A 15,399-nucleotide genomic window follows, 5' to 3' on the forward strand; every position below is an offset into this window, starting at 1 on the left:
AACGAATAATAACCATGAGAAAAGTATTAGTTACCACCCTGCTGGTTGCCGCCACCGTAGGCAGTCAGGCGCAAGTGAAAAACCAATCGCACGGGTATCCCATCGATCCCGTACCTTTCACCTCGGTGAAAGTAACCGACTCCTTCTGGGGACAACGTCTCAACGCGAGCCGAGAGGTAACCATCCCCTTGGCATTCAGCAAATGCGAGGAAACCGGAAGATACCAGAACTTCGTCAACGCAGCCCATCCCAGTGATACCATTAAAGTAGGCGGACTGGCTTTCGACGATACGGACGTATACAAAACCATCGAAGGTGCCAGCTACCTGTTGCAGACGTATCCCGATAAGAAACTGGCCAAATACATTGACAGCGTGCTCGTCATTGTAGCCGCCGCACAGGAACCGGACGGATACCTTTATACCAGCCGAACCATGAATCCGAAACATCCCCATGAATGGGCGGGAAGCAAACGCTGGGAAAAGGTAGAAGACCTAAGCCACGAGTTCTACAACCTAGGGCACATGGTGGAAGGCGCCATCGCCCACTACCAGGCCACCGGAAAGAAGAACTTCCTCAATATCGCCATCCGATACGCCGACTGCGTATGCCGTGAAATCGGTACAGGCGAAGGGCAGCAAATTCGTGTCCCCGGACATCAGATTGCCGAAATGGCACTTGCCAAACTTTATCTGGTTACCGGAGACCAGAAATACCTCGACCAGGCCAAGTTCTTCCTCGACCAGCGTGGATATACCAGTCGTACCGATGAATACAGCCAGGCACATAAGCCGGTGGTTCAACAGGATGAAGCTGTGGGACACGCCGTTCGCGCCGCATATATGTATGCAGGTATGGCCGACGTAGCCGCCCTGACGGGAGACACCGCCTACATTCATGCCATCGACCGCATCTGGGACAATATCGTTGGCAAGAAATATTACATCACCGGCGGTATCGGAGCTACAGCAGCCGGAGAGGCTTTCGGCAAGAACTACGAATTGCCCAACATGTCAGCCTATTGCGAGACTTGTGCTGCTATCGGCAACGTGTATGTCAACTACCGTCTTTTCCTCCTGCACGGTGAATCCAAATACTACGATGTACTGGAACGCACTTTATACAATGGCCTGATTTCAGGCGTATCCTTAGATGGCGGCGGTTTCTTCTACCCCAACCCGCTGGAAAGTATGGGACAGCATCAACGCCAGCCCTGGTTCGGTTGTGCCTGCTGCCCGTCCAACATCTGCCGTTTCATCCCGTCCCTGCCGGGATATATCTACGCTGTGAAGGATAAGGACGTTTACGTCAACCTCTTCATGTCCAACACTTCCGACCTGAAAGTGGGTGGCAAAGCTGTTTCTATCGAGCAAACCACCAAATACCCGTGGAACGGTGACATTACCATCGGCATCAACAAGAATAACGCCGGACAGTTCAACCTGAAAGTCCGTATTCCCGGATGGGTTCGGGGTCAGGTAGTCCCCAGTGACCTGTATACCTATAGTGACGGCAAGCGTCTGAAATACACAGTGAAAGTAAACGGAGAAGCCGTACAGAATGAACTGAAAGATGGTTATTTCTGCATCGACCGCCGTTGGAAAAAGGGTGATAAGGTGGAAGTACACTTCGACATGGAACCGCGCACCGTGAAAGCCAACAATAAGGTGGAAGCCGACCGTGGACGCATTGCCGTAGAACGCGGACCGATTGTATACTGTGCAGAATTCCCGGATAACAACTTCGACATCTTCAGCGTATTCATGAACCGTAACCCGAAGTTTGAAGTGGTGGAAAAGCCCGATCTACTGTATGGCATCAACCAATTGAAGACCGGCGCACAGACACTTGGCTATGACGATCAGGGTCGCCTGACCACTACCGATGTGAACCTGACACTGATACCTTACTACGCATGGGCCCACCGTGGTTCGGGAGCTATGGAAGTATGGTTGCCACAAGAGCTGAGCGCATCCCGCCCCGCCATGCCTGCCACACTGGCTTCGGAAAGTAAAATAGACGCATCCCACCGCGCAAGCTCCATTTCAGCCATCAACGACCGCCTGGTTCCGAAAGATGAGAACGACCGTTCCCTGCCCTACTACCATTGGTGGCCCAAACAGGGAACTACGGAATGGATCACGTATGAGTTCCCGGCAGAAGCTACCGTATCAAGTTCCACCGTATATTGGTTCGACGATGCTCCCTGGGGCGGTTGTCGTGTACCGAAAAGCTGGAAGATATATTATAAAGATGCACAAGGCCAGTGGCAACCCGTCACAGGTGTCGACAAATATGGCGTTGTAAAAGGTGCGGGAAACACCGTAAACTTTGATCCCGTGAAGACCAAATCAGTAAAACTGGAAATCACCCTGCCGGACAAAAATGCAGCAGGTGTTTATGAATGGGAAGTACAATAAAGGTTAGTTAGATATGAATGTTTGTAAGTTAGGTTTGTCGATAGCCATGCTCCTTAGCGGGGGCATGGCTTTCGCACAAGGCACAGTGGACGATTATAACCGTGCCTACGCATTGAGAGAGAAATTCAGTGCCAACAAAGTTTTCTACTCCAACGTCACGCCGCAGTGGATAGAAGGCACACATCAGTTCTGGTATGTACGCAATACGCCCGAAGGCCGTATCTACGTATCGGTGAACGCAGACAAGAAAAACAGAAAGGAGTTGTTCGACCACAAGCGTCTGGCAAGCGCACTGAGCAACGCATCCGGCAAAGAAGTAAAGCCCGAAGCAATCCAACTGGAACGGCTACGAGTGAACCCGAGCTTAGATACGCTTCGTTTTGTTTTTGGTAATCAGCGCTGGATGTACGCCACCCGCAAAAATCAGTTGGTAAATGAAGGTGCCCTGCCCGACCGCAATGCACCACAAAAACACTGGATGGAACGGGATGACGAAAAAGAAGCCGCTCCCGTAACTTCACCCGATGGAAAGTATACCGCCTATATCAAAAATCAGAATGTATATGTGAAGGAACTTGCCACGGGAAAAGAGAAGCAGTTGAGCCTTGACGGTACACTCAGCAACTATTACTCAGTTTATATCCGCTGGTCTCCGGACAGCAAGAAGGTGGTATCCTGCAAAATCCGCCCAGTAGAGAAACGCTATGTGTACTATGTAGAGTCTTCTCCGGCAGATCAGCTCCAACCGAAACTGCACAAGCAGGAATATGCCAAACCGGGAGACGAACTTCCTTTCAAGATACCTTGCATTTATGAAGTTGAAACAGGACGAGGCATCATCCCCAGCACCGACCTCTTCGACCGGCAGTATGAAATATACGGTCCCGAATGGAACCCGGACAGCCGTTCCGTTACCTTCGAGTACAACCAGCGCGGACATCAGGCATATCGTGTACTTGAACTCTCTGCCGAGACAGGCACCGTACGTCCTCTGATAGAAGAAACCAGCGACAAATACGTGAATTATACCCGCCGTTTCCGCCACGACCTAAGGGATAACAAGCACATCATCTGGATGAGCGAACGGGATAACTGGAACCACCTGTACATGTACGACCGCTCTACCGCACAACCCGTCCATCAGATAACCCGCGGCAAATGGTATGTGCGCGAAGTGCTCCGCGTAGACGAGGACAACCGGCAGATTTATTTCTCCGCAAATGGTGTACAACCCGGTGAGGATCCTTATCTCATCCGCTATTACCGCATTGGTTTTGACGGGAAAGACTTGGTTTGCCTTACTCCGGAAGAAGGAATGCACCGTGCCTGGTTCTCGGGAGATATGAATTATCTGGTAGACGTTCACTCTATGGTAAACAAAGCTCCTGTTACCGTATTGCGCAGTGCCGAAGATGGCAAGGTGGTGATGCCGCTGGAGACAGCCGATATCAGTCGTCTGGAAGCAGAAGGCTGGAAAGCACCGGAAGTATTTACCGCCAAGGGGCGTGACGGCAAAACGGATATGTGGGGACTGATTGTTCGTCCCACTAACTTCGACCCGAACCGGAAGTATCCGGTTATCGAATACATTTACCAAGGTCCCGGCGACCAGTATGTACCAAAGACTTTCATCCCGTACAACTGGTACATGACTTCCCTTGCCGAACTCGGTTTTATCGTCGTCATGGTAGACGGAATGGGAACTTCTTTCCGTTCACGTGAATTTGAGAATGTATGTTATAAGAATCTGAAAGATGCAGGACTTCCCGATCACATCGCCTGGATTAAAGCTGCCGGAGAGAAGTATCCGTATATGGATATGGATCGTGTAGGCATCTACGGCTGTTCCGCCGGTGGCCAAGAATCCACCACTGCCGTGCTGCTACATCCCGAATTCTATAAAGCCGCTTATTCCGCCTGTGGCTGCCACGACAACCGCATGGATAAAATCTGGTGGAACGAACTCTGGCTGGGATATCCCGTAGGAGATCAATATAAGGAAGGATCGAATGTAGAGAATGCCCATTTGCTGAGCCGTCCCCTGATGCTGGTGGTAGGCGAACTGGACGATAATGTAGATCCTGCCTCAACCATGCAGGTGGTGAACGCACTGATAAAAGCCAACAAAGATTTTGAATTGGTAGTGATTCCCGGTGCACACCACACGATGGGAGAAGATTTCGGGGAACATAAACGCTATGATTTCTTTGTACGCCATTTACAAGGAGGAATTCCACCGGAATGGAATGCAATAACATATCGCTAGGATTTATATAATGTATACCTCAAAAGTAGAGCCGGATTTAGGTCTGACTCTACTTTTTATTGTATTAACTATCAATTAAATAATTTTTCATTCATTACAGGTAATAAGATTTCTGAGTTTTTATTCATATCTTTGTGTATCGATATATAAAAGATACTATGATAAAAGCCATCTCAAATATGATTATCAGACAAAAAGTCTACCTGATGCAGCTCTTGTGTCTTTTAATATTCAGCCCCTTGCTGCATGCTCAGGATATCGTGGTCAGAGAAATACCTTCCTTAGATAAACTTCCGGTGAATGCCATCCATCGTATATTTCAGGACAGCGATGGCTACATGTGGTACGGCACTTTCAACGGTCTCTGCCGAAACGACGGATACAATATCCGCGTTTTCCGCTCCGATCTGTATCACCCGGGACTCTTATCGGATAATTATATTACTTATATCTCCGAAGACCACGACAAAAAAATCTGGTTCGGAACCATGAAAGGAGGCTATATACTGGATAAGGCTACCTGCCGGATCACTCCCATGGATTTGCAGGAGTGCTCCGACAAGAATGTATTCACTATAAACGTAACCCGGGACGGGAGTATATGGGTAAGCATGCATGGCGTATTATTCCGGTTCAAGGCTGACGGCACTCTGATAAAGCGGTATAAAACCGAATACAACCACTCTCCTGAATTTGTGTACATCGTCTACGAAGACAAGAACGGGGATTTAATAATCTCCCTCACCCGAGGCGGAATGTATAAACTCAATAAAGATACGGACAACTTTGAAGCCTACTTCCACCACAGGGATTATATGGACATTGAACGGATCATCTGGGACGAAACAAACGGATATTACTGGCTCGGCACCTGGGGAAAAGGAATCGTACGCTTCGACCCGAACAGTAAATCTCCGGAAACGCAATATATTCCCCAGCCTCTCCCTGTAGATATCACAGGAAATGCTACGGGAGCTATCTACCACATGGTGCAGGATGATGTATTCCACTATATATGGGTCACTTCCTGGAAAGACTTGTTTGCTTTCCGCATCACAAAGGAGGGACACTTAGAACAAGTGGACACTTCCTCTTTCCTTACCCCTGGCAACAAAATACTTTATGAAATATATAAGGATAAAGACGGGAAGCTATGGGTATCGGCTTTCGATGTAGAAAGCTTTATTATCGATATCCGCGATTACATTGTCCAGAAGTATCCCCTGCCGGATTTAAGAAACCAGTTAAAGGCGAATCCCGCCATAAATTCACTGTGCAAAGATGAAGACGGTATCTTCTGGTTCTCACAAGACCGATACGGCCTATGCATTTATGACAGCCGGAAAGAAAAGCTCAAACACTATTCACAATGTCAAGGAACCCGGAATTTACCATTTGGAGATGTCACCAACATAGCCAGATCATATAACCACAACTGGATATGGGCTACTTCGTATGGCCCCACCGTCTTCGGCCTAAGCCAGCAGAATATGGAAATGAAAGAAGATGTACGGATAGAACTTGGCAACGTCACAAATAATCCGGGACTGATTACCTCACTATTCGAAGACCCTCAGAATAATCTATGGATAGGTACTACGACAGGATTGTTCGTATACCGGATTATGAGTGCAACTCTTGAAAGCATTCCGGAAGTATCGGGTCCGGTTGCCGGCATCACCCAAACAGCCGACAGCCGGATATGGACTGTCATCCGAAACAAAGGCATCTACCGGATTGAGCAGGATAAAGGTATCGAATCTTATCCCTTCGATAAAGACTTTGTATGCATAGATGCCACGAGTGACGGAAACCTCTGGATGGGTACTACCGAAGGGGAAGTCTTACTGTTCGACCCGAGACAAAAGGAGAAACTGAAAGACTACAGTTTCAGTTGCGGCATGAAGGGGGATATCATCAATAATATCACTGTAGACGTCTACAATCATGTATGGATCACTACCAATCAGATGATTAAAGAGTTCAACCCGCGCAATGGCGCTTACCGGAGTTACAGCACCAGGGATAAGAATTTCCTCCTTACCCGTCTGCTATCCAAAGCCGTCTACTACGACCGGAAAGGAGAAATCTATTTCGGCGGAATCTCAGGCATTGTGTCCATCTCACCAACCCAGCAACTGGAAAGCATACCCGAACAGGTAACCACCCATATCAGTGACATCAAGATCATGGGAAAGAGCATTTGGGACGACCAGTTGAAGCAATACCCTATAAATACACCTATCCGCCTGTCACCCAATGATCAGAATCTGGAAATCGAATTCTCTTCATTAGATTTTCATAACTTAGACCAGATACGTTATGCATACCGGATGGTGGGTATAGACAACGACTGGATCTACCTAAATGACCGGAAGAATTCCGCCTTCTACAACAGATTGGACAAGGGAAAATATACATTCCAGGTGAAAGCTACCGATAAAAACGGGTTATGGAGTAATGAAGTGACGGAGATAACAATCCACCGCCTACCTGCCTGGTACGAAACCTGGTGGGCTTATCTCTTTTATACCCTGCTAGTTATGGGCATCATAGGATATAGCATTTATGCCTATCTGAAACGGATGAAACGCAAGAACGACGAGAAATGGGCGGACAGTGCCGAGTTGGTGAAAATGCATCAATACCTGGATACCAAAGACAGCATTTCCACCTCTGAATTTGCCGAGATAGATAAGTTACTTCTGGATCGGGCGACCAAAGCGGTAGAAGAACATCTGAATGAACCGGAATTCAATGTGGTATCACTGGCAGAGGCTATGAATATGTCCCGTTCCACACTTTCTCGGAAGATAAAAGTAATCACTGGCAAAACTCCGTTGGATTTTATAAAGGATATAAAGATGCAACATGCCTGCCGGATGTTGGAAAATAAAACAGCAACTGTGGCAGATGTTATCACAGCATTGGGCTACAGTGATTATAAGAATTTCACCCAGTCGTTTAAAGAAGCGTTCGGTGTGTCGCCCGGTGAATATCAGAAACAGATAAAAGAGAAGAAAGAAGAAAGTACTCATCCATCTTAATTAAGCAGCAAAGCACCCGATTATTTCAGGTAATTTTGCTCAGATCATAGGGGGTAATTAGTCAATTTAGAGTTGATTAATTACCCCCTATGATTTGATTTATAAGCATTAACAGCTTTACTCTTATTTGTTTTCCTTTGCTGCCGAAAGATGGATGAGCTCACCTCTATCGAAAGAAAAAGAAACCTTTAATTTTAAATTCAAATTCATGAAGAACTATCATTTTAAAAGATCATCAAAGAAAACTCTCCTCTCCGTGATGATGGTATCCGCTCTCTATGCGGGCTACCCACAGGATGCTTTTGCAACGGTAAATGAAGTACAAGCAGTCATGCAATCCAACCCTGTAAAGGGACAGGTAGTAGATGAAAACGGAGACCCCGTCATCGGAGCTACCGTAATGATGAAAGGTACATCCAAAGGAGCTATTACAGACCTTAACGGTAACTTCACGCTGGAAAATGCAGCTAAAGGTACATTGGTAATTTCTTATATAGGTTACATTACAGAAGAAGTGCAGACAAACGGACAAGCATCTGTAAAAGTGGTATTAAAAGAAGATGCCAAGCGGCTGGATGAAGTAGTGGTAATAGGATATGGCACACAACGCAAGGAGGAACTGACAAGCTCGGTGATGAGTGTGAAAGCCAGTGAGTTTGTACAAGCAACAAAACCGGATGTAGCAGGGCTAATCAGGGGTAAGGTTGCAGGCTTAGCTGTAGTTTCGCCTGATGCCAATCCATTGTCCACTTCACAAGTTTCGTTGCGTGGTGTTGCTACGCTCAATTCAGGCACCTTTCCTTTGGTCATCATTGATGGTGTCCAGGGAGATCTCAACAGCGTTTCTCCGAATGATATTGCACAAATCGATGTATTGAAAGATGGTTCGGCCGCAGCCATCTACGGAACCAGAGGAACTAATGGTGTAATACTGATAACCACCAAAAGTGGTAAAACCGAAATGAAACCCTCAATCGAAGTCAATAGTTATATTTCGTTTCAGAAAATAAATAAGAAACTTCCTATGATGAATGCCAATCAATACCTTGAAAAGGTTCAGCAAGGAATTCCCGGTGCAATGGATGGTGGAGCCAAAGTCGACTGGATGGACGAAATACTACAAACTCCGTTTAATCAGACATACAGTATTAACCTCAGGGGAGGATCGGCAAATACCAGCTATATCGCCAGTTTCGATTATACCTCGAATGAGGGAATTGTAAAACGCTCAAAAGTAGATATGATTTATCCTCGTATTAACATCGTTCACCGTATGTTCGACAACAAACTTAAAGTAGAGGCAAATCTGAATGGTTATCAAAGGAAGTACGACATCGGATACAGTAATGATGTATATCAGAGTGCTTTGATTTTTAATCCGACAAGTCCTATTAAAGATGAAAATGGTAACTGGACCGAAATAGCACGTGATATGATTTTTAATCCAGTTGCCCTTTTAAACGAAACAAAAGGGGAAAATAAGACAACTAACTTAAGGGCGTATTCCTCAATCACTTTTATCCCAATCGAAGGTCTGGACATTAAGTATCTGATCTCAAACGAAACCAACAACAACTTTTCCGGATATTATGAGACAAAGAAGCATAAATCAACCACTATAAGCAAAAAGAACGGATATGCCTCACGTTCAACAGCCCGCAGCGAAAATACCATGATGGAATTAACCGCCCAATATAACAAACTGTTCAGCAATTCTCACAATCTAAATGCATTAGTCGGATATAGTTGGAATAAATGGAACTATCAATCCGCTTCTATGGATAATTATGACTTTCCGTCCGACGACTATTCATACAATAATATGGGATTGGGCAATGCTTTGAAAGAAGGGAAAGCTAATCAAGCTTCTTATCAAAACGAGAATAAGCTCATAGGATTTTTTGCAAGAGTGAATTACAATTACAAAGGCAGGTATTTTGTCTCCGCCAGCATAAGGCATGAAGGTTCTTCCCAATTCGGTGAAGATCACAAATGGGGTAACTTCCCGGCAATATCCTTGGCGTGGAATATAAAAGGGGAACAGTTCCTTCATAATATCCAAGCGATTAGCACTCTCAAGCTAAGAGCCGGTTTTGGTATAACGGGCACTGAACCGGGTACTCCCTATCTCTCCTTAAATAAACTGAACATGGGAGGTTACGGTTATTACAATGGTAAATGGACGAATCTGTTGCGACCGGATGGAAATCCTAATCCAGATTTACGATGGGAGAAAAAAGAAGAATTGAATATCGGTCTTGATTTTGGTTTCTTTAGCGACAGGATATCCGGAAGTATTGATTTCTATAACCGGGAAACAAAAGACCTGATTGGAGATTATCAAGTCCCCGTGCCGCCTTATTTTAGTCCATGGATTAAAGCGAATGCCGGTTCGATACGGAACACAGGTCTTGAAGTTTCTCTCAATATAGTTCCTGTCCAAAACAAGAATTTCACTTGGGATTCAGGCATCAACTTCTCAACTAATAAAAACAAACTCCTATCATTATCCAGTGACAAGTATTTCTCCGACTCCCATCAAAATAAAGGAAACACGCTTGCCCCCATTCAGCAGCCGACTCACAGAATACAAGAAGGAGAACCCGTTGGAAACTTTTATGGTTATAAAACTATCGATATAGACGAAAACGGACACTGGATAATAGAAGGCGCAGATGGCAAGCCCAAACCGATTTCAGAACAACAGGAGTCCGACAAGAAAGTTCTGGGTAATGGTCTTCCCAAATTTTACCTGAATTGGAATAATACAATCAGATATAAACAGGTTGATTTCTCTGTCACTATGCGAGGAGCATTCGGCTTTCAGATATTAAATATGGCAGAGATGCATTACGCAGCTCCTGTTTCATTATTAGGAGGAGATAATGTTATGGAAAAAGCATTTGATAATGTATATGGCAAACGACCATTGGCTTACGACCAGTCCTTGCAGTACGTAAGCTACTTCGTTCAGGATGGTGATTATTGGAAAATTGACAATATCACAATCGGATACACTCCGAAGATTGGAAAGAATAAATGGGTAAAAAGTTTCAGAATTTACGGTAGTATATCAAATCTTGCCACAATAACCGGATATAGCGGGATTGACCCGGAAGTCGGAGTTACAGGCCTGACTCCCGGTATAGATGACAGATACAGATACCCCTCTGCCCGCACATTCTCTTTAGGCATAAATTTGAATTTCTAATCTATTAAAACGAATTATTATGAAAAAAAGAACTTTCACTAAATATATATCTTTGTTTTTATTGACGATAGGTACTATCAATTGCACCAACCTGGATGAGAAAGTATTTTCATCTGTTACAGAAGAAACCTATAATTATACTCTTGCAGATTTCGGACCTAATATCGCAGGAGCTTATGCAGCGTTAAATTATGGTTATGTGGGCACGTATTGGCAAACTCAGGAATTAACGGGATGTTGTATATCAACCCCTGCTAATGCAAGCGGTTGGGATGACGGGGGTATCTATAAACGCTTGCAATTCCACAATTGGAATTCTGAACTGGGACAGATTTCAGACTTGTGGAACAACTATTTCACCGGTGTAATATTGTGCAACAGCGCCATTAATAAACTTGAACGCGACTTGATACCTTCTCCATCGGTTACAGAAAAGCAAACGGGTCTGGCTGAATTAAGGGCATTGAGAGCTTATTATTATTGGATTCTCTTTGATAATTTTGGTGATATCCCATTGGTAACGACCATGTCTCAGGATCTTCCGGAGAAAACGCCAAGAGCAGAGGTTTACAATTTCGTTGTAAGGGAACTAAGTGAAGTGATACCTTCCCTGAACGAAGAACAAGGGGGTAATATGTATGGACGCATTAATAGATGGGCAGGAAAAGCTATATTAGCCAATGTATATCTGAATGCAGAAGTCTATACGGGTACCGCCCGCTGGAATGAATGTCTGTCACAATGCAACGATATCATTAATAGCGGAAAATGCGATCTGTCACCAGAGTTTAAAGACTCCTTCAGGGCTCAAGGTGTGGAATCTTCAAAGGAGGTGTTGTTTACAATCCCTTATGATTACAATAGGGGAGTAGTAGGAAACTACCTTTTCATGAATTCATGGCATAGTGAGCTGCAAAAGAAATTCCTTTTGAACGCAGTACCCAATGCAGCCGGTGGGCCGAAAGGTACAACACAATTCATTGACACCTATCAGGAAGGTGATTCCAGGCTTGAAGACACCTGGTTGATGGGCCAGCAATTTGATGCAGAAGGAAATCCATTATACGGTGTTTATGACAAGAAAGGAGAACTATTAATATTCTCCAAAGAACTTCCTGACGGAAATTATACAAACGAAATGGAAGGATACAGGTATAATAAACAAGAAGTTCCTGCCGGTTCAGAATGGAGTTGTAGCACAGATATTCCACTTTTACGTTATTCGGAAGTACTATTGATGAAAGCCGAATGCTTGTTAAGGACAAATCAGCCCGGAGCCGGTGAATTAGTAACTGAAGTAAGAAAAAGAGCTTTTAAAGCAAACCCATCAAAAGCAATCGTAACAGACGATGAATTGAAAGAGAATTCCAGTTACAAATGGGGAGTGGTTGAAAAATATCAGATCACAGATCCCGGCAACCAAGATCCAATAGAATTCGGACGCCTGTTTGATGAAAGATGTTGGGAGTTCGTATGGGAGGGATATACCCGGAGAGACATGATACGCTTTGGCATATTCTGTAAGAAAAGCTGGTTGTCACATAAACCGCAGGGCGATCATCGTATTGTGTTCCCAATACCTCAGAGAGCCGTAGATGCCAATCCAAAATTAACACAGAATCCTGCCTACGCAAATTAAAAGATTTAATTCATTATATGACAAAAGCAATGATAAAGAGATGTACCGGGACACTTGTAGCCCTGTGTATCTACTCAATATCAGGATTGAACGCCCAAAATATAACAGTGAAAAACGATTGTTTTCGGACTGATTTTTCAGAAGATGGCGTGTCTGTTTTTCAGGTTGACAGAGATTCTGTCAACCTGATAGCAGACAATCAGATGTGGGGAGATATTTTGATACGATATCGTGTTAACCAAGAAGACTGGAATATGCTTGAAACGGGATTGACCAGACGTACTTGTATAAATAAAAATACATATGTATATACTGATTCGTTGTGCTATATGCCTTTATGTATGAAGCGATATTACACTCTCGCTGAAGATGGTCTGCATTTGAAAATCGAGATTTCAAATATTACCAACCGCTCTGTAGAATTAGGTGATATAGCTTTCCCCTTTAAGTGGAGAGAAGGATTCAATGCCGCTCCAAGCACAATCTTTGAGAGCAACTTTACACATAAGCACAATATAGCTCTGAATTCTTCATTTCAGATACTTTCCAAACCATCAGGTGTGGGTCCCTTTTATATCATGATGACCGGTGAGGGCACTCCACTGGAATACTTTGATACTACTAATAATGTATATACAGCATATCTTCATTCCGGATGTACTGGTCCCAAAACTGAAGGCAGCTGGCGTATTCCTCATACAACAAGAGTATTGACACCTGGAGAAAAAGTAAACTATAGTTTTTTACTCACTTCCGTTTCCCGATATGAGGACATACGTAACGCCATTTATACAAATGGATTACTGGATGTTCGTACCGCCCCCGGATATACTATTCCCAGTGATTTATCTGTAAGAGTTGCCATTCGTCTCAAAGGAACAATTCAATCTCTTGTAGCAGAACATCCGCAACAAACAGAAATTAAACAGCTTGGAAGAAGTCCCGATGGCAGGTACTTGTATGACATACGTTTTCACAAACTTGGAGAGAATATTATTTGGGTCAATTATAACCATGGTGAAAAGTCTTTCCTGGAATTCTTTTCTACGGAACCTCTGGATGTTCTTATCAAAAAAAGGAGCTCTTTCATTGTCAACAAACAGCAACATAAAGCTCCGGGCAAATGGTGGGATGGCTTGTATTCTGTATATGATATGAAATATGGGAAACTACGAGGGCCGGAAGATACCGACGGATTTAATGGTTGGTGGGAATACGTCTGGGGATGTGATGATCCGATATTGAGTAAGGCACCTTTTGTTGCCGCTAAAAATGTAGTGTATCCTGATTCTACGGAAATAGCTTCCTTAGAATACTACCTGAAGAATTTTGTATGGGGAAAACTCCAACGAACAGATCAAGAAACTCCTTATCCATTCGCTATCTACGGGGTACCCAACTGGCATGTAGCCCGTGATTCAGCCTTACAAAAGCTATACAAATATGATGCAAAAGATCGGATAAAAGTCTGGAGAGCATATGATTATCCACATATTTTCAAGCTTTATTATCACATGTCACAAATAGCGGAAATGATTCCCGAATGGACACATTACCTGACTGCCGATGAGTATTTCGACCGAGCTGTACAGACCGCTATGGCTTACTTTAAGTATCCGTATGAAATTTGGTCTTGGCTGGATATCTATAAATGGGGTATGTATAACGAATGGGTAGTTCTTGAACTTATAAAAGGATTGGAACAAAGAGGCAGGAACGATGAAGCTGCATACTTGAGAGGCGAATGGGAGAAAAAAGCCAAGTATTTTATTTATGACGATAAATATCCTTATCGTTCGGAACATAGTTTTGACCGCACAGCTTTTGAATCATCGTATGCCCTGGCTAAATATGCGATAGAACATCCGATGAAACCGGATAAAGACTTATGGTATGACAAAAATAAAAGAACGTGGCATTCACACCCGAAGGTGACAGTAGAAGATGCTGAAAGATTTATGAAGCAACAGCATTATGCAGGCTTGTCCGTACGCGGGTGGATAGCTCCCAAATATTACCTGTCCGGCACAGATTGCGCATTCAAGCAACATACGGGCGACATGTCTTATATGGCCATGATGGGAGGTTGGTCTGTACTGGACTATGGTCTGCTTTACTCGAAGAACCCTGATTGGATCGAATTAGGATATAACTCTTTCCTTAGCTCATGGTCGTTAATGAATACAGGAAACGAGACATCCAACTATGGCTATTGGTATCCGGGAAAAGAAAAAGACGGAGCCACCGGATGGTGTTTTGTAGGTGCAAAGAATGGATATACATGGTTGCATAGAAATGAAAAGCGTGGCCCTTGGCGTTATGATGGAGAGATAGACCTAGGATATGGCGCGGCCTTTCATACTGCCCGCACAATTGTAATACAGGATTCAATCTTTGGTCTCCATGCCTATGGTGGGGTATTGAGCAAAGAGGAAACTTCCCTGTCTGTTATTCCGCGTGACGGGGTAAGACAGCAATTCAGTTTTATAACTTCTGAATTTCGCTATCATCTCACTTTGTCAAGAGACGGATTTCTACCAGAAGCACCAATAAAGATTGAAAGAAAGGGGAAACAATCGCATTTTATGCTGGAAAATAAAATTAATACTGCTATGGGTACTAAGCCATCTAAATCTGGGCATTCAACATTATTACAAATCAGAGCAGACAAAATTGTTCCTTACAAAGTACAAGTGGGTAAGAAAGTTTGTACGATGCAGAAATGTACTGTCGGATGGGAAGTGAGATTACCAGTAAGTGAAATCACCGAAGAAATTACAATATGGTGGAAATAATGCATATAAACCATTAAAAAC

General features: G+C 44.1%; 6 protein-coding genes. All 6 read left to right on the forward strand.

Annotation, left to right across the window (positions count from 1 at the left end):
- Positions 1 to 14 precede the first annotated feature (14 nt).
- Positions 15 to 2,420 (forward strand): glycoside hydrolase family 127 protein, encoded by a 2,406-nt coding sequence (locus tag BACCELL_RS08665; RefSeq protein ID WP_007211332.1) that lies wholly within the window; start codon positions 15 to 17, stop codon positions 2,418 to 2,420.
- A 13-nt stretch (positions 2,421 to 2,433) separates the two neighbouring features.
- Positions 2,434 to 4,686 carry a S9 family peptidase gene (locus BACCELL_RS08670; protein ID WP_007211333.1) on the forward strand — a complete coding sequence of 751 codons (2,253 nt, stop codon included), beginning with the start codon at positions 2,434 to 2,436 and terminating at the stop codon, positions 4,684 to 4,686.
- A 179-nt stretch (positions 4,687 to 4,865) separates the two neighbouring features.
- Positions 4,866 to 7,733, forward strand: a complete 2,868-nt coding sequence (locus BACCELL_RS08675; RefSeq protein ID WP_044153721.1) for a two-component regulator propeller domain-containing protein — start codon at positions 4,866 to 4,868, stop codon at positions 7,731 to 7,733.
- A 208-nt stretch (positions 7,734 to 7,941) separates the two neighbouring features.
- Positions 7,942 to 10,944, forward strand: coding sequence for a SusC/RagA family TonB-linked outer membrane protein (locus BACCELL_RS08680; protein ID WP_044153723.1), 3,003 nt, complete (start codon positions 7,942 to 7,944; stop codon positions 10,942 to 10,944).
- Between the two features lie 19 nt (positions 10,945 to 10,963).
- Positions 10,964 to 12,583 (forward strand): RagB/SusD family nutrient uptake outer membrane protein, encoded by a 1,620-nt coding sequence (locus BACCELL_RS08685; RefSeq protein ID WP_007211336.1) that lies wholly within the window; start codon positions 10,964 to 10,966, stop codon positions 12,581 to 12,583.
- Positions 12,584 to 12,612: 29 nt separating this feature from the next.
- A complete protein-coding gene (locus BACCELL_RS08690; RefSeq protein ID WP_225979546.1) occupies positions 12,613 to 15,378 on the forward strand; it encodes a DUF5695 domain-containing protein in 2,766 nt (921 codons plus the stop codon).
- Positions 15,379 to 15,399: the final 21 nt, after the last annotated feature.

The organism is Bacteroides cellulosilyticus DSM 14838 (assembly GCF_000158035.1).
GTDB lineage: Bacteria > Bacteroidota > Bacteroidia > Bacteroidales > Bacteroidaceae > Bacteroides > Bacteroides cellulosilyticus.